The organism is Methylobacterium sp. 285MFTsu5.1 (assembly GCF_000383455.1).
Taxonomy (GTDB): Bacteria; Pseudomonadota; Alphaproteobacteria; order Rhizobiales; family Beijerinckiaceae; genus Methylobacterium.
The window spans coordinates 350,202-367,159 of sequence record NZ_KB911271.1 but is presented as its reverse complement, the minus strand read 5'-3'; the positions used below and the strand labels follow the sequence as shown (position 1 = coordinate 367,159).

Annotated in this window: 12 protein-coding genes; 7 read left to right on the top strand and 5 right to left on the bottom strand. The window is 70.7% G+C overall.

Annotated elements, in window-relative coordinates; translation table 11 throughout:
- Nucleotides 1-106 precede the first annotated feature (106 nt).
- Together H288_RS0105955 and H288_RS0105950 are read left to right on the top strand one after the other, a co-directional pair.
- A complete protein-coding gene (locus H288_RS0105955; RefSeq protein ID WP_020091675.1) occupies nucleotides 107-3,151 on the top strand; it encodes a transglycosylase domain-containing protein in 3,045 nt (1,014 codons plus the stop codon).
- A gap of 28 nt (nucleotides 3,152-3,179) precedes the next feature.
- Nucleotides 3,180-4,241, top strand: a complete 1,062-nt coding sequence (locus H288_RS0105950) for a hypothetical protein (protein WP_020091674.1) — start codon at nucleotides 3,180-3,182, stop codon at nucleotides 4,239-4,241.
- Nucleotides 4,242-4,256: 15 nt separating this feature from the next.
- Here the strand turns inward: H288_RS0105950 and H288_RS0105945 are convergent, their stop codons facing one another.
- Complete coding sequence (locus tag H288_RS0105945) at nucleotides 4,257-4,475, bottom strand: hypothetical protein (RefSeq protein WP_020091673.1); 219 nt, start codon at nucleotides 4,473-4,475, stop codon at nucleotides 4,257-4,259.
- A 268-nt stretch (nucleotides 4,476-4,743) separates the two neighbouring features.
- Here H288_RS0105945 and H288_RS0105940 point away from each other — a divergent pair, with 268 nt between their 5' ends.
- Both H288_RS0105940 and H288_RS0105935 read left to right on the top strand, forming a co-directional pair.
- Complete coding sequence (locus tag H288_RS0105940) at nucleotides 4,744-4,992, top strand: hypothetical protein (protein WP_012317333.1); 249 nt, start codon at nucleotides 4,744-4,746, stop codon at nucleotides 4,990-4,992.
- A 176-nt stretch (nucleotides 4,993-5,168) separates the two neighbouring features.
- A complete protein-coding gene (locus H288_RS0105935) occupies nucleotides 5,169-5,807 on the top strand; it encodes a hypothetical protein (protein WP_026604712.1) in 639 nt (212 codons plus the stop codon).
- A 15-nt stretch (nucleotides 5,808-5,822) separates the two neighbouring features.
- Here the strand turns inward: H288_RS0105935 and H288_RS0105930 are convergent, their stop codons facing one another.
- Nucleotides 5,823-6,401: a polysaccharide biosynthesis/export family protein gene (locus tag H288_RS0105930; protein WP_020091671.1), complete on the bottom strand. Its 579-nt coding sequence runs from the start codon at nucleotides 6,399-6,401 to the stop codon at nucleotides 5,823-5,825.
- Nucleotides 6,402-6,590: 189 nt separating this feature from the next.
- Between H288_RS0105930 and H288_RS0105925 the strand changes: the two genes are divergently transcribed.
- Entirely contained in the window at nucleotides 6,591-8,810 is a 2,220-nt protein-coding gene (locus H288_RS0105925) for an exopolysaccharide transport family protein (RefSeq protein ID WP_020091670.1), read from the top strand.
- 12 nt (nucleotides 8,811-8,822) lie between these two features.
- Here H288_RS0105925 and H288_RS0105920 read toward each other — a convergent pair whose 3' ends face one another.
- Nucleotides 8,823-10,007 carry a GNAT family N-acetyltransferase gene (locus H288_RS0105920; protein WP_026604711.1) on the bottom strand — a complete coding sequence of 395 codons (1,185 nt, stop codon included), beginning with the start codon at nucleotides 10,005-10,007 and terminating at the stop codon, nucleotides 8,823-8,825.
- Between the two features lie 240 nt (nucleotides 10,008-10,247).
- On the opposite strand from H288_RS0105920, the gene H288_RS0105915 reads away from it, so the two are divergent.
- Nucleotides 10,248-11,309 (top strand): polysaccharide deacetylase family protein, encoded by a 1,062-nt coding sequence (locus H288_RS0105915; RefSeq protein WP_020091668.1) that lies wholly within the window; start codon nucleotides 10,248-10,250, stop codon nucleotides 11,307-11,309.
- 25 nt (nucleotides 11,310-11,334) lie between these two features.
- Here the strand turns inward: H288_RS0105915 and H288_RS0105910 are convergent, their stop codons facing one another.
- Nucleotides 11,335-11,991 carry a DUF2155 domain-containing protein gene (locus tag H288_RS0105910; RefSeq protein ID WP_020091667.1) on the bottom strand — a complete coding sequence of 219 codons (657 nt, stop codon included), beginning with the start codon at nucleotides 11,989-11,991 and terminating at the stop codon, nucleotides 11,335-11,337.
- Between the two features lie 128 nt (nucleotides 11,992-12,119).
- Nucleotides 12,120-12,536 (bottom strand): NADH:ubiquinone oxidoreductase subunit NDUFA12, encoded by a 417-nt coding sequence (locus H288_RS0105905; RefSeq protein WP_020091666.1) that lies wholly within the window; start codon nucleotides 12,534-12,536, stop codon nucleotides 12,120-12,122.
- 514 nt (nucleotides 12,537-13,050) lie between these two features.
- Between H288_RS0105905 and H288_RS0105900 the strand changes: the two genes are divergently transcribed.
- Complete coding sequence (locus H288_RS0105900; RefSeq protein ID WP_020091665.1) at nucleotides 13,051-16,782, top strand: vitamin B12-dependent ribonucleotide reductase; 3,732 nt, start codon at nucleotides 13,051-13,053, stop codon at nucleotides 16,780-16,782.
- Nucleotides 16,783-16,958: the final 176 nt, after the last annotated feature.

Sequence of the window (16,958 nt, the reverse complement as noted above, 5' to 3'; positions counted from 1 at the left end):
TTGCCGTGCGGCGTCTCCTTAAATCAGCCGCGTTGTGCACGCCCTGTTCAGGCGCGCTTCCGAAAGGTCCGCGCTCGCCCCGTCGCGTCCCCCGAATCCGGCCCGTATGAACGCCATCCTGATCAAGCTGTTCGCGACCGCCCTGACGCTCAGCCAGGTCACGACACGGCCGGACGCGGTCCGGACGCAGTTCGATCCCGCGACGGACGGCCCGGAGGTGGTGCGCCTGCTGCGCGACGGCTGCGCCCACATGCGCAAGGCCTTCGACATCGAGGACATCAATCTCGACGAGTTGATCACCACCGCGATGGAGGATCCGTCCACGGTCGCCGGTCCGGCCGCGCCGAAGATCCTGCACGGTCTCGACCTGACCGAGCTGAACACGAGCTACAAGCAGTTCTGCAAGGGCGAGAACCCCGCGAACTCGCCCTTCGACGCGAAGGCGGTGATCGAGTTCTACGACAACGCCACCAAGGATCTGCCCAGCGCCGAGGCCCTGCGCGACAAGGCCCTGCCGGGGATGACCCGGATCCTCGACGGCGCCGGCAAGCCCTTCGCCGAGGCGTCGGAGCCGAACGGCCGCCGCATCGTGGTGCCGATCACGGCGGTCCCGAACCTCGTCCAGAAGGCCTTCATCGCCGCCGAGGACAAGCGCTTCGAGACCCATCACGGCATCGACGAGCGCGGGGTGATCCGCGCCTTCATCGCCAACCTCGCCTCGCCGGGGCGGCCGGCGGGCGGCTCGACCATCACCCAGCAGGTGGTCAAGAACCTCTCGGTCGGCGACGACGTCACCTACGAGCGCAAGATCCGCGAGATGATCGTCGCGTCGCGGCTGGAGCGCATCCTGACGAAGCCGCAGATCCTGGGGCTCTACCTCAACGGCATCTATCTCGGCCGCGGCGCCTACGGTATCGAGATGGCCGCGCAGAGCTATTTCGGGAAGCCGGTGGGGCAGCTGACCCTGCCGGAAGCGGCGCTCCTCGCCGGCATGCCCAAGGGGCCGAACTTCTACAGCCCGGACAAGTACCCCGACCGCGCGCGGGAGCGGCGCGCCTACGTGCTCGCCCGCCTCAAGGAAGAGGGGACGATCACCGAGGCCGAGATGAGCGCGGCGATCAAGTCCGATCTCGGTCTGAAGCCGATCGAGACCGCGCGGCGCGATTCCGGCTTCTACGTCGTGGATTTCCTCAATCGCGAGGCCCGGACCTTCGCGGGCGTGGATTCGCTGACCTCCGGCTCGCTGACCGTCCGTTCGACGATCAACGCGGGACTGCAGCGCGCCGTCGAGGACGCCCTGCAGGACGGCCTCGCCAATTACGAGCGCGGCACCGGCCGTCAGGCCTTCACGGGGCCGGAACTCAACCTCGTCGACAGCGTCCGGCGGATCCAGGCGGCGACGCCGGCCCCGGAGGGCTCCGCCTCGGCCGCGCCCGCCGTCACCGGCGCGCGGCCGGAGGCCGCGAAATCCGACGCCAGGCCGGAGGCCGGGCCGGCCGCGAAGCCGCGCCGCGGCGAGAGGGTCGCGGCCGTGCCGCAGAAGAAGCCGGCGTGGCTGCTGGCGCTCGAGAGCGCCCGCCCGGTCCTCTACGACGTTCACTGGCCGATGGCGGTGGTGCTGGAGACCGGCCGCGGCGGCGTGAAGGTCGGCCTCGCCGATGGCCGCACCGCCTCCCTCGACCCCGGCATCGCCCGCGGCAAGCTGCAGCCCTACGACGTGATCCGCGTGAAGGTCAGCGCCGGCAAGGGCGGCCCGCGCGCGCAGCTCCGGGTCCGGCCGACCGTCCAGGGCGCGGCCCTGGTGCTGGAGAACCAGACCGGCCGGATCCTCGCGATGGCCGGCGGCTTCTCCTACCCGCTGAGCCAGCTCAACCGGGTCACCCAGACGGTGCGCCAGCCCGGCTCGACGCTGAAGCCGCTGACCTACCTCGCCGCGCTCAACGCCGGCCTGCAGCCGAACACCCTGGTGATGGATTCCGCCGTGACCCTGCCGCCGATCGGCGGGGCCGGCGATTCCTGGTCGCCGAAGAACTACGAGGGCGGCGGCTCGGGGCCGACGACCCTGCGGCGCGGCCTGGAATTCTCCAAGAACCTCGTCACCGCCCGGCTCCTCCAGGGCGGGATCGCCCCGAAGGCGCCGGCGAGCCTGAAGCGGGTCTGCGACATCGCCCTCGAGGCGCAGATCTACGCCGAGTGCGAGCCCTACTACCCCTTCGTCCTCGGCGCGCAGCCGGTGCGGATGCTCGACCTCGCGGGCTTCTACGCGGCGGTGGCCAACGAGGGCGCCCGCCCGGCGCCCTACGCGCTCGAATCGGTCGAGCGGGACGGCAAGCCGCTCTACACGCACGCCGCCAAGGAGCCGGTGCGGATCGCCTCGGCGGACCGCGTGGCCTTCTACCAGCTGAAGACCATGCTGCAGGGCGTGACGCAGCACGGCACGGCCGCGGCGCTCGCGAAGGTCTCGGCCTACGTGGCCGGCAAGACCGGCACCTCGGAGAACGAGAACGACGCGTGGTTCGCCGGACTGACCAATGAGATCAGCGTGGTTGTCTGGGTCGGCTACGACAACGCCGACGGCACCCGCAAGACGCTCGGCCGCGGCCAGACCGGCGGCCACGTCTCGGTGCCGATCGCCTCGGCGATCCTGCAGGCGGCCTGGGCGAACGGTGTCGCCAAGACGCCGCTGCGGGGCCCCTCCCCCGAGGCGCGCCCGTTCATCGCCGACCTGCCGATCGACCCGCGCAGCGGCGTGCGGATCGCCGGCGGCGGCTTCCTCGAGCATTTCCGCACCAGCGGCGACGGGCGCATGGCGGACACTCAGTACCGCCTCGTGCCGCGCGAGACGCTCTACGCCATGCGGCCCGACGCGCAGGACGGCGACCTCGCCGGCGACGACGGCGCGAGCGTCGCGGGCGACTACTACGGCAACATGACCGGCGAGCGGCCGCGATCCGACTTCCTCGACCCGTTCGGCGAGCGTCCCGCGCCGCGCAGCCGCCGCGCGCAGGGCGACGTGGATCTCTACGGTCAGGATCCCTACAAGCCCTGGCCGGGCCAGACGAATCGCTCGCCCTTCGGCGGGGACGACGACGCGCGCCGCCCGCGCCGCCGCGATCCCGACTACCTGTTCGGCGAAGACCCCGGTTACTGACAGCCCTCCCCGACAGACGAGAATCCCGTTGCGCCAGCAGCTTCCCGCGGCCCTGGCGGCCGCCCTCACGGCCGCGCTCCCGGCCCTCCCGGCACGCGCCCAGACGCCCGCCGCCAACACCGCCCCGGCGCCGGGGCCCGAGCGGATCAAGGAGGTGCCCTCGGTCACGGCCGTCGATCCGGCCGCGATCAAGCCCGGCCAGATCCTGTTCACCGACCATCGCGACAACCCATCGGCGCCGGAGAACGGCCTGATCCCGTACCTCGACTGGCTGAAGGCGCGGCCGGCCGAGGCGGCGGCGCTCGCCCCGTATCCCGGCTACAAGGAGCCGGACTACACGGTCACGGTGAACGGCGTGACCAAGCCGCGGCACGAGACCCTGAAGGTCTACGTCGCCGAGGGGCGCTTCGTCGTCTCACGGCCGCCCGAGGCGATCGACCTCCAGGCCTTCGCCAACCTCGCCTTCGTGCAGAAGATGGATCCGGCGATCAAGCACCGCACCCTGGCGGTCGCCGACGTGACGCCCAACAAGGACCCGGCCGCCGCCTTCGCCAAGCGTCCCGACCGTCCGTGGTGCGAGGGCGCCGGCGCCTGCATCGAGTCGCGCTACGACCTCGAGGGCAAGCTGCCGCTCGGCGTGAAGCTCGCCAACAAGCTCGAGGAAGGCTCGACCAAGAAGATCGCCGAGTTCGTCTCGTTCCAGAGCGAGCTGCGGGTGCTCGGGCCGGACCAGGGCGACCGTCTCAAGGCGCTGACCAAGATCGACACCGCGGTGACCGGCGGCCTCGAGCAGACGATCTTCTGGGTCAACCAGATCCTGCGCTTCGGCAAGTTCCTGGCCGTGTTCCAGCCGATGCCGAACGACCCGACCAAGACGGTGGTCACCACCTATATGGCGCTGGCGATCAAGGGCGACGTCCTCGACCGCAAGGCCGAGTACGCCCGCGTGCCGGTACTCAAGAATCTGCTGCCCGCGCAGGTGCTGATGGGCAATTCCAGCTTCAACACCGGCAACTCGATCAGCGCCGGCCTGCCGGTCTACGCCCGCAACCGGATCGCCACCTTCGCGGACGCACTCACCAAGCGGTGACGCGCCGCGCGCGCCTCACATCCCGCGGTTGCCGATCGTCGGCAGCGTCGGCTGGGTGTAGGCGCGGTTCACGTCGCGGCGGGTCTGGGTGCCGTTGGTGTTGCCCGAGGCCCGGTAGTTGTCGAGGTTGAAGGTCTCGGCGAGGCCGCTGCGGGAATCCGGGCCGTCGCTGGTGCTGCAGGCGCAGAGGCCGCCGAGCGTCAGCGCGGAGAGGGCGAGAAGGGTCAAGCGCATCGCGTATCCTGAAAGCGGGCCGTGGCCGGCCCGCGACCGGCCACGGCCGGAGCGGCCCTCACGGGACGTCTCGCGGCATGGTCAGCGCGGAGGCGCCTCCGTCAAGGTCGCGCGCAAGATGTAAATCCGTTCTGCCGCCTCCGATGCGCGCCGGCCACGGAAAATCCACCACAGACCCGGATTGCGGCGGATAGGGCCGGCCAATCGTGTTGAGTTCGGCCCCCTCCCCCTGGCGAATCCCGGTCGTTTCGGGCGACAACCCTCCGCGATGAGCAACGTCTTGCCCTTCCGTCCGCGCCCGACCGTCACCCGCCTCGCTCGCTGCGAAGTTGTGACCGTGGCCGGTGATCTCCTCGCCCTGCTGGAGCAGCTCGAGGATGTGAGCGCCCGCGCCGCCGCGATGGGGCGTCCGGCGATTGAGGTCGAGCGCACCGTCCAGCACCTCTTGGATGCCGTGAGCGCCGTGGAGCGCGCCCTCGACTGCATCGGCGAGGGCGAGCAATCGGCGCCGGGCTAGACCGCGTCCCTGCGCGCTCGGGCGCGCCGGGCTCCTGACCGCGGGGACGTCGAATCCCGCGCCGGCGGGTCGCCGCGGGGCATTCCTAAGCAGACTCTAAATCATCCGGAACCCTCCAGTACGCCTTGCGGTTGAGGGTCGGATGCTCGCGTCGGGCGTCGCTTCCGGAGGGTGCTATGAGGCTTCGCACGAGCAGCTTGCTGGCCGTCATGGCGGCCGGCGGTCTCCTCGCCGGGACGGCGATGCGCGCCCAGGCCGCGGAGGTCGGATTCCTCGAGATGCTGTTCGGCGCCCGGCCGGCCCCGCAGCAGGCCCAGCCGGCTTCTACCCCAGCCCCCGCCTTCGACGGCCGCGCCTTCGGCCGCCACGCGACCCCGCGGCTCGGGGCGGCGCGCCGCCGCTTCCAGACCCGCTACGCGGCGCTCCCGCTCAAGATCCGCGTCAAGGAGCGGGAGATCAGCGAGCGCCAGACCCCCATCGACATGAAGGGCGGCGCGACGGCGGCGCTGCTCAAGGACGAGACGCTGCGGCCGGGCGACATCGTGGTGCTGAATTCCGGCGCCCGGGTGTTCACCGGGAATCCCGACAAGCGCCACGCGATCCGGGATTTCGAGCCGGTCCAGAACTCGCGCTTCGTGAGCCGGGGCACGCGGAAGGTCCTGGCCGGGCTGTTCACGCCGGTCGGCGCCGTGCCCGCGCAGGAGGCGCGGCGGATGATGGCCCGTGCCCGGCAGCCGATGCCCGAGGTGGCGACGCCGATCCCAGCGCAGAAGACCGCCATGCGGGTGATCAACCCGTGGCAGGGCGGGCAGTGACCGGCGCGGCGCCGCTCAGAAGAAGCGTTCCTTGATGACGATCGTGTCGCCCGGCCGGACCGCGTAGGTCATCGGCACGATCCCGGAGATCAGCGAGCCGCCGGCGTCGCGGGTCAGGACGGCGTAATCGCGCGCTGCCCGGGGGCCGAAACCGGCCGCGATCGCCACCGCCGTCTCCACGGTCATGCCGTTGACGAACGGGTACTGACCGGAGGTGGTGACTTCGCCGAGGATGTAGAACGGTCGGTAGGCGTCCACCTCCACGGTGACGTGCGGCTCGCGCACGTATCCGGAGGCCAGCTTGGCCTCGATCGCCTTGGCCGCCTGCGCGGTCGTCTGACCGCCCACCTGCACGGTCCCGATCAGCGGCATGGCGATGCGCCCCGCGCCGTCGACCGCGTATATGTTGGACAGGTTGTCCTGGCCGAACACGATCACCCGCAGCTTGTCGCCCGCCGCCAGCGTGTACCGCGCGGCGATCGAGCCGGTGCCGGTGGCATCGAGCTGGTCGGTGCGGAAGCTCGGCCGCAGGCAGCCGCCGAGCGCCAGAGTCGAGCCGAGTGCGAGGAGCAGAGCGCGCCGGTTCATCACCATCGCCGTCATGGATGCAGTTGCGGGGTGATGTAGGCCGTTAAGGTTAATGAAACTTGATCACCGCGCGACGGAGGCGGTGCCGTCACCGGCCCGCGCGGCCCTTAACTCTTGAGCAACCTTAACATCCACTAATGGCCGCGGGACGGCAGTAATGCCCGCCCGGCCTGTCTCCGCGTTCAGAGCGTCCGCATGTCCACGATCCGTCAACGCTCGATCTACGCCGTGCCCGGATCCCAGCCGCGCGCCGAGGAAGGCCTCGGCCTCGCGCAGCTGCCGCGGATCCTGCGGCGCTCGATCGGCTGGGTCGTCGGGCCGACCCTGGTGGTCGCCCTGGGCGCGAGCGTCTTCGTCAACGTGGTCAGCCCCCGCTACACCGGCGAGGCGAAGGTGCTCCTCGAGAGCCGCGACCCGGCCTTCGCCCGCACCGCGCAGGAGCGCGGCGACCAGCTCGCGCCGATCGACGAGCAGGCGGTGGCGAGCCAGGTGCAGGTCGTGATGTCCCGCGATCTCGCCCGCGAGGCGATCCGCCGACTCAAGCTCGTCGGCAACGCCGAGTTCGATCCCGGCGCGGGCAGCATCGGCGCCGTGCAGCGCGTGCTGATGATGCTCGGCATCGGTCCCAATCCCCTGGACCGCCCCGCCGAGGACCGGGTCCTCGACGCCTACTTCGACCACCTCCTGGTCTTCCCTGCCGGCAAGTCGCGCATCCTGACGATCGAGTTCCGCGCGAAGGATCCGAAGCTCGCGGCCGAGGCCGCCAACACCATCGCCAAGCTCTACATCGGCTCGCTGGAGGCCGATAAGGTCGACACCGCCCGCTACGCCTCCACCTGGCTCGGCGGCAACATCGACGGGCTGCGCAAGCGCGTCGCCGAGGCGGAGGCCAAGGTCGAGGCGTTCCGCGCCAAGAACGGCCTCGTAGGCAGCACCGGCCTGGCCGGGCGGCCGCTCAACGCCCAGCAGCTCGGAGAGCTGTCGAGCCAGCTCTCCGCGGCGCGGAGCCTGAAGGCCGACCTCGACGGCAAGGTGAAGGCCATCAAGGACCTGATCAAGGACGGGCGCGCCTTCGAGATTCCCGACGTCGCCAACAACGAGGTCATCCGCCGGATCGTCGAGAACCGGATCTCCGTGCGCGCCCAGCTCGCCCTCGAGTCGCGGACCCTCCTGCCGGCTCACCCGCGCATCAAGGAGCTGCACGCCCAGCTCGAGGACCTCGACGCCCAGATCAAGGCCTCGGCCGAGCGCGTCGTGCGCACGATGGAGAACGACGCCAAGATCGCGGGCGCCCGGGTCGAGAGCCTCCAGGCCGCCGTCGACGGCCAGCAGGACGTCGTCGTCCGCGGCAACGCCAGCGAGATCCAGCTCCGCGCGCTGGAGCGCGAGGCCAAGGCGCAGCGCGAGCAGCTCGAATCCTATCTCGGCCGCTACCGCGAGGCGGCGGCGCGCGACGGCGAGGCCGCGACCCCAGCTGACGCCCGCATCGTGTCCCGCGCGGTGACGCCCGAGGTTCCGTCCTTCCCGAAGAAGCTGCCGATCGTCGCCTTCGCGACGCTGCTGACGCTGATGCTCTCGGTCGGCGGGGTCATCGCCAGCGCGCTGCTGGCCGAGTCCGGCCGCGCCGCCGGCGACCGCGACGGCGATCCGGCTGACGATCGGCGGCGCCGCGAGCCGGTGCTGGATCGACCGTCCTTCACCTTCCCGGAGGCGACGCCGGCCGCCCGCTGGTCCGAGGCGTCGGGCGCGGCTGCCGCCGCGTCGGCGGCGCCCGCCGCGGCCACGGCGCTCCGCTCCCCCGACACGTTCGATCTCGCGCCGCTCGTCGCGCGCATCGCGGCGGCGCCCCGCGCACCGGAGGCGCAGGCGGGTCGCCGCGTCCTGATCGTCGAGACCGAAGCCCGTCGCGGCGTCCCGACGCTGCCCGAGGCCCTGACCCGCGCCCTCGGTCGCGAGGGGAGCCTCGTCGCCGTCGACCTGAACCTGCCGAACGACGGCACGGCGCGGCTCGGCTTCGCCGACCTCATCGCCGGCGAGGCCGCGTTCCTCGACGTGATCCAGGCACGCCGGGACGGCGGCCAGCATCGGATCGAGGCGGGGCTGCTGGAGTCGACCGTCCTGTTCGACGAGCCCGATGCCCTGGCCCTGACCTTCGAGGCCATGGCCGAGGCCTACGACTGGGTGGTCTTCCGGCTCCACGCCGCGCCGGGGGCCGTCGACCTCCTCGAGCTCGTGGCCGGCTTCATGGACAGCGTCGTCATCGCGTCGAACGCCGATGCCGAGGATCCGGCGCTGGCCGACCTCTACGCCCTCGCCGAGGAGGCCGGCGCGGGGCAGATCCTGGTCGCGCAGGATCGCCCAGCCGCGTCCGATGTCGAGGAGGCGCGGGCGGAGCTGCGCCTCAACGCCGCCTAGGCCGCGCGCCGATCAGGACCGGCGCAAGGTGCGGAGCCGCTTGAGGGCGGCGTAGAGGCGCGGGTCGCGCTTGATCCGCCGTTTCGTCCGCGTCAGGCCCCGGCGCAGGGCGCCGTAGGCCCGGCCCCGCAGGGTGACCGGGATGATCGTCTCGACGAGGCTGATCGTCTCGTCGCAGATGCTGGCCTTGTAGCGCGCCTCGCCGACGCCGAGATCGAAGCCCTGCCGGCCGCGGGCGGTCTGGTCGCGCACGAGATGCTGCAGGAGAAGGTCGCCGGGACTGTAACGGGCGACCTCGGGGTCGCCGTCGAACGCCGTCATCATGCCGCTGAACCGTCGGTCGCTGACGGCACCGCCGAAGGTGGCGAGAACGCGGCCGCTCTCGGCGAGACACAGGGCGTACAGCTCCACGGCGGGCTCTGCGCCGGTCGACGCGGCCGTCAGGAAGGACCGGATCGCGGGATCGGCGTAAGGGTCGGCCACGCCCATGCCGGCGAAGCGGGCCGATTTCTGCGCGAAGAACGCCGCCAGCAGGCGCGCCGCCTCGTCGGCGGACTCGGCGCGGCGGTAGACGATCGCGCCGTGCGCCTCCACGAGGCGCTTCTCCTTGGAGCGCAGCTTCTTCCGGGCGTCCGCGCTGAAAACCCGGCGCACGGTCGCCTCCGGATCCGGCCCGAGCATGAGGCCGTAGCCGTCGCTGGCCTCCGCCTCGCCGGTCGCGGCGAGCGGGTTCGCTGCCCCGTCCCACATCCGGGGCTGGTGCTTGAGCGCGAAGGCGTCGATCCCCTCAGCGCGGCCGGCGCGGATCAGCGCGGCGACGATGCTGCCGGGCCCGATGGCCGCCGCGTCGCGGGTGGCGAAGAGCGGCATGTGATAGTTGGCGTGCGTGCCGCCGACCGTGCGCGCGAGGCGCAGCCCGTGCTCCCGGCTCAGGGTGAAGGGGACGAGGATGCGCGGCCGTCCGTCGTCATCCCGCAGGACCGCGACGCGCGCGCGCTCGGCCAGTCCCGTCGCCCGCAGGTAGGCGCTGATCCAGTCGAACCGCTGATACGGCGTGCCGAGGCTCGCCGGATCGGCTTCCAGGCGCCGCCACAGCGCCTCCGCCGCGGTCAGATCGGGGATGACCTCCGCGACGAGCCCCCCGGCGCTGCGCGAATCGACCATGTCCGTTCCCGCTACGTGGACACCGACCGCCATGACCCGATCTCCCGGGGACCGCGCGCGATCCCGTGCCGCGCAAACCCTGACGGCAAGCGGCTGAACAGCCCGTCACTCCGATCGATGATGGCGCGATACCGGCGCCGGACGGTCCGTCAAAGAACAGTCGTGGCTAATGATAGCTTGCTTTCGCCGCGGCCACGCATGCTTTCGGCTTTGTTTACCCGGGCGAGCCAAGGCTGTGCCGAGCTGGGCCGCGGGCCCGAACGGTTCAGGGCCATGCTGTCGTCGCGTGCCAAGCATCGGGTCTTCGCGTCCGGGTTCCGCGCGATCCAGGCGCTCGGGGCGGACCGCTGGCTCAGCCCCGCGGCGCGCGGCCTCGGCGTGATCCTCACTTTCCACCACGTCAGCCCCGACCCGGTCCCGGCCTTCGCGCCGAACCGCCTGCTCGGCATCACCCCCGAGTTCCTCGATCTGACCCTGCGCGAGCTCGATGCCCGCGGCTTCGAGATCATCGGTCTCGATTCGGTGCCGGAGCGGCTGGCCGAACCGGATTACGGGCCGCCCTTCGCGGTCCTGACCTTCGACGACGGCTACCGCGACAACGTCGAGCACGCCCGTCCCGTGCTGGCCCGCCACGGCGCGCCGTGGACCCTGTTCGTCACCAGCGGCTTCGCCGACCAGGCCGGGCGGCTCTGGTGGATCGAGCTGGAGCAGGCGATCGCGCGCCTGGACCGGGTGCGCATCGACGTCGGCGCGCGGAGTCTCGACCTTCCGGCGCGAAGCCCGCAGGAGAAGGCGCTGGCCTTCGAAGCCCTGTACCGCGACCTGCGGCGCGGGGACGAGGCGGACCTCCTCGACCGGATCGCGGCCCTCTGCCGGCAGGCCGGCTTCCCACCCGGACGCCTCGCCGCCGATCTGTGCCTGTCCTGGGCGGAACTGCGCGACCTCGCCGCCGACCCGTCCGTCACCGTCGGCGCCCACACGGTCAGCCATCCGATGCTCGCCAAGCACGCTCCCGCGATCGCGGCGCGCGAGATCGCCGAGGGGCGCGCGCGGATCGAGACGGAACTCGGGCGGCCGGTGCGGCACCTCTCCTACCCGGTCGGGGATCCGACCTCCGCCGGCCCGCGGGAATTCGCCCTGGCGCGGGAGATGGGCTTCGCGACGGCCGTGACCACGCGGCCCGGCCACCTCTTCGCCGAGCACGCCGCGCACCTCCAGGCCCTGCCCCGGGTGTCGGTGAACGGTTGCCACCAGACGCGCGCGGCGCTCGCCGGACTGCTCTCCGGCGTCCCGTTCCTGGCGTGGAATCGCGGGCGACGGCTCAACGTCGCCTGAGGCGACGACCCGCCCGCGGGCGGCGTCAGCGGAACAGCGCGTCGAACAGGTTCTGCGGCTGCTGCTGCGGCGGCGGGGCCGGCGCCGGCCCCTCGTTCGACGGGAAGAACTTGCGCGAGGGCTTCTGGCGGGGCTGCACCGGCACGCCGCGCGGCGCCTCCACGTCCACCTGCCCGTTGGCATTGAGCTGCTGGGCGGTCTTGGTCGCGTCCTTGCCGGGGCGCTTCGCCTTCTCGGGCTTGGCCGCCACGGCCGGGACGTCCTCCTGCTCCTTGGCCTCGGCGATCACGTCGCTGCCGCCCTTACAGTCGACCAGCCACACGTCGTAGATCGGGTGCTCGATCGCGTGCAGGCCGGGGCTCGACGCGAACATCCACCCGGTGAAGATCCGGCGGTACTTGTTGTCGAGGGTGACCTCGTCGACCTCGAGGAACGCCGTGGTCTTGGCGCTCTCGGTCGGCGGGCGCGTGTAGCAGACCCGCGGGGTGAGCTGCAGGGCGCCGAACTGCACGGTCTCGTCGACCGCCACCTCGAAATTGACGATCCGGCCGGTGATCTTGTCGAGGCCGGAGAACACCGCGGTCGGGTTCTTGATCTTGTCGGCGGCGGCGGGGCCGGCGCAGACGAGGAGCGCGAGGCCGGGGGCGAGCGCGCGGCGTGCGAGGGCGATGATGCGGCTCAAGGCTCGGACCCCTGGACGAGGGTGACCGGCCGCGCCAACGGGTGCGCGGCGGGCGATCGGGATTGACCCGTCATGAACACCGGAACGGTGGCGGCAAAAGGGCGCCGGCTCCGCGACGGGTCGCGGCTCTACTCGCCCGGCGTCCAGGACACGTAGTCGCCGGTCGCGGCCGGCCGCTGGCCCCAGGAGAGCTGCGAGCCCGCCGGCCTATACGCGTTCGCGGTGCCGGTCTGGTTCTCGATATGGGGCTTCTGCCACGCCTTCGGCTGGTAGGTCTCCTCGCTCGGCGCGACGTCGACGTTGTGGCAGAGCCAGCCGCGCCAGCCGGGGGGCACCTTCGAGGCGTCGGCGTAGCCGTTGTAGACGACCCAGCGGCGCTCCGAGCCCACCGAGCGGTCGATCAGCGCGCCCTCCGCCTTGTAGTACTTGTTCCCGAACTCGTCCTCGCCGACGAAGATGCCGGTGCGCGCGGTCTGGAGCGCGACGGAGACGGTCTGGCCGTTCCACCACGTGAAGATGCGCAGCAAAGTGTCCTTCAGCGCCATCGCCGGTCCCGGAATCGTGGCGCGCCGCGAGGGCGCTCGTCGGCGCCGTTATGGTGACCGCGCGCGTGTGAGTCCAGCCGCATGACGGAAGTGTCGCCCCGGGGCAACGCTCGGCCCGCGCTTTCGGCCTCCGGTTCCGGCCATCCGCCGGCTCCGCTCCCTAGGGTTGTGAATCTAAAATTTTCCCGATCCGATTCCCGAAAGCCGGAAGGACACTTATCCCGGCCCGGGACGATATCCACAGGCTTTTGCGAGCCGGCACAACATCTAGCGGGGAACAAGGCCGTCGAACACCACTTGTTGACGTGAGAGTGAAGGCGGCGGTAATCTCCCTGCATCGGTCGCGCCCCGCGGAAGTGGTGCGTTGGGCAGGGGCGGCCGTTCCTAATTTTCGTTCGCGGGACCGAGGCACGTCTCTCAGCCGGGCGTGGTCGGCCGCGAATCCCACTATCGGGCTAGACCCCGCGTCGCGCGGGGCCGGGACCCTCGTGTCCCGACGGGAGAGGTGTGTTTCATGCGGTTCGAGCGTCGCTACACCACGGCCGGACAATCGCCCTACGCCGGGATCCCCTTCCGCAAGGCCCTGAGCGAGATCCGCAACCCGGACGGCTCGGTCGTGTTCCGCCTCGACGGCATCGACGTGCCGGAGAGCTGGAGCCAGGTCGCGAGCGACGTTCTCGCGCAGAAATACTTCCGCAAGGCGGGCGTTCCGGCGCGGCTGCGCAAGGTCGAGGAGAACGCGGTCCCCTCCTTCCTCTGGCGCTCGGTGCCGGACGACGCGGCCCTGGCCGAGATCCCCGAGGACGAGCGCTTCGTCTCCGAAGCCTCCGCCACGCAGGTCTTCGACCGGCTCGCCGGCTGCTGGACCTACTGGGGCTGGAAGGGCGGCTACTTCTCGTCGGAGGAGGATGCCTCGGCCTTCATGGACGAGCTGCGCTTCATGCTGGCCCGCCAGATGGTGGCGCCGAACTCGCCGCAATGGTTCAACACCGGCCTGCACTGGGCCTACGGCATCGATGGCCCGAGCCAGGGCCACTACTATTGCGACCCGCAGACCGGCGTGCTGACCAAGTCGGCCTCGGCCTACGAGCACCCGCAGCCGCACGCCTGCTTCATCCAGTCGGTCCAGGACGACCTCGTCAACGATGGCGGCATCATGGACCTGTGGGTGCGCGAGGCGCGCCTGTTCAAGTACGGCTCCGGCACCGGCTCGAACTTCTCGATGCTGCGCTCGGAGAACGAGAAGCTCGGCGGCGGCGGCAAGTCCTCGGGCCTGATGAGCTTCCTGAAGATCGGCGACCGGGCGGCCGGCGCGATCAAGTCGGGCGGCACCACGCGGCGCGCCGCCAAGATGGTGATCGTCGACATCGACCATCCGGATATCGAGGCCTTCATCGACTGGAAGGTGAAGGAGGAGCAGAAGGTCGCCGCCCTGGTGACGGGCTCGAAGGTCGTCTCCAAGCACCTGACCCTGGTGATGAAGGCCTGCACGCAGTGCGAGGCCGAGGGCGATGCCTGCTTCGATCCGGAGCGCAACCCGGCGCTCAAGCGCGAGATCAAGGCCGCCCGCCGCGCCTCCGTGCCGGATTCCTACATCAAGCGCGTGGTGCAGTTCGCCCGCCAGGGCTTCACCAAGATCGAGTTCCCCGTCTACGATACCGACTGGGATTCGGAGGCCTACCTCACGGTCGCCGGCCAGAACTCCAACAACTCGGTCTCGCTGACCGACGACTTCCTGCGCGCCGTCGAGGCGGATGCCGACTGGCAGCTGACCGCCCGCACCACCGGCAAGGTCACAAAGACTCTGAAGGCCCGCGACCTGTGGGAGCGGATCGGCGAGGCCGCCTGGGCCTCTGCGGACCCGGGCCTGCACTTCAACACCACGATGAACGACTGGCACACCTGCCCGGCGGGCGGGCGGATCCGGGCCTCGAACCCGTGCTCCGAGTACATGTTCCTCGACGACACCGCCTGCAATCTCGCCTCGGCGAACCTGCTGACGATGTATGACCGGGACACCAAGCGCTTCGACGTGGAGGCCTTCGAGCACCTCAACCGCCTCTGGACGGTGGTGCTCGAGATCTCCGTGATGATGGCGCAGTTCCCGTCCAAGGAGATCGCGGAACTCTCCTACCGCTACCGGACGCTGGGTCTCGGCTACGCCAATATCGGCGGCCTGCTGATGACCATGGGCCTTCCTTACGATTCCGACGCGGGCCGGGCGCTCGCCGGCGCGCTCACGGCGATCATGACCGGCGTCGCCTACGCCACCTCGGCCGAGATGGCCGCGGAACTCGGCACCTTCCCGGCCTACGACGAAAATGCCGACGCGATGCTGCGGGTCATCCGCAATCATCGCCGGGCCGCCCACGGCGAGGCCGGTGGCTACGAGTTCCTCAACGTCGCGCCGGTCGCCCTCGACCACGCCAACATCCCGCAGGCGGATCTGGGCGACCACGCCCGCGCCGCCTGGGACCGGGCGCTGAAGCTCGGCGAGGAGCACGGCTACCGCAACGCCCAGGCCACCGTGATCGCGCCGACCGGCACGATCGGCCTCGTGATGGATTGCGACACGACCGGCATCGAGCCCGACTTCGCCCTGGTGAAGTTCAAGAAGCTCGCCGGCGGCGGCTACTTCAAGATCATCAACCAGGCCGCTCCGGACGCCCTGCGGGCGCTCGGTTACCGCGAATCCGAGATCGCCGAGATCGAGGCCTACGCGGTCGGCCACGGCTCGATGGGTCAGGCGCCGGGCATCAACCCGACGACGCTGCGCGCCAAGGGCTTCACGGACGAGAAGATCGCCGCGGTGGAGAAGGGCCTGAAGTCGGCCTTCGACATCAAGTTCGTGTTCAACCGCTGGACGCTCGGCGACGATTTCCTCACGCAGACCCTCCGGGTCCCCGCGGAGAAGCTGTCGGACCCGACCTTCGAGCTGCTGCCGTTCCTCGGCTTCACCAAGAAGGAGATCGAGGCCGCCAACACCCACATCTGCGGGGCTATGACCCTGGAGGGCGCGCCGGGCCTGAAGCTCGAGCACTACCCGGTCTTCGACTGCGCCAACCCGTGCGGCCGGATCGGCAAGCGCTACCTCTCGGTCGAGAGCCACATCCGCATGATGGCGGCAGCGCAGCCCTTCATCTCGGGGGCGATCTCCAAGACCATCAACATGCCGAACGACGCCACGGTCGAGGATTGCAAGGCGGCCTACCTGCTGTCCTGGCGCCTCGCCCTCAAGGCGAACGCCCTCTATCGCGACGGCTCGAAGCTGTCGCAGCCGCTCAACTCGGCGCTCATCTCGGATGACGAAGACGAGGCCGATGAGGGGATCGAGGCCCTGATCCAGGCGCCGGCCGCCGCCAAGGCCGCCGCCGCCGCGGAGAAGATCGTCGAGCGCGTGATCGAGCGCGTCGAGCGGATCCGCTCCCGCGAGAAGCTGCCGGCCCGCCGGAAGGGCTACACCCAGAAGGCGGTGGTGGGCGGCCACAAGGTCTACCTGCGCACCGGCGAGTACGACGACGGCCGCCTCGGCGAGATCTTCATCGACATGCACAAGGAGGGCGCGACCTTCCGGAGCCTGATGAACAACTTCGCCATCGCGATCTCGCTCGGCCTCCAGTACGGCGTGCCGCTCGAGGAATACGTGGAGGCTTTCACCTTCACGCGGTTCGAGCCGGCCGGCTTCGTGCAGGGCAACGACGCGATCAAGAACGCGACCTCGCTCCTCGACTACGTGTTCCGCGAGCTGGCGGTCTCGTATCTCGGCCGCGCCGACCTCGCCCATGTCAGCCCCGCCGAGATCGGCGGCACGGTGATCGGCGGCGGCGAGAGCGGCGACACGACCCGCGAGGGCCCGAAGCCCGCGCCGGCCTCCTCGGTCGTGTCCCGCGGCCTGCTGCGCGGCTCGGCTGACCGGCTCACCCTGATCCAGGGTGGCCCGGCCGGTGCCAGCCTCGGGGTCGGTGCGGCGAGCGCCGGCCAGTCGGCGCCTGCCGGCGGCACGGTCCACGCGCTCCGCGGCAGCACGGCGCTGAAGGCGGAGCCTGCGGTGGCCGGTCAGGCCGAGACGATCGCCGACACCCTCCCCTTCGCCAAGGCGGAGAGGAGCGTCGCAGACCGGCGGGCCGAGGCGAAGATGAAGGGCTATGTCGGCGAGGCTTGCCCGGAATGCGCGAACTTCACGCTGGTCCGCAACGGCACCTGCCTGAAGTGCGACACCTGCGGTTCGACGACAGGGTGCTCCTGATACGCCGACGGCTCGTACGATAAAGAAGGCCTAAGTTGCTTGCCGCTCTGAGTTGAACCTGCTGAGGTTTCAGCGAGATATATCTCAGAGCGGCATTCGACCGCCTGCGTCCGAGAGGGGCGCCGATTAGCGGACGGTATCCGCGCTCGCTGTACCGGTCAGTGATCCCCCGAACA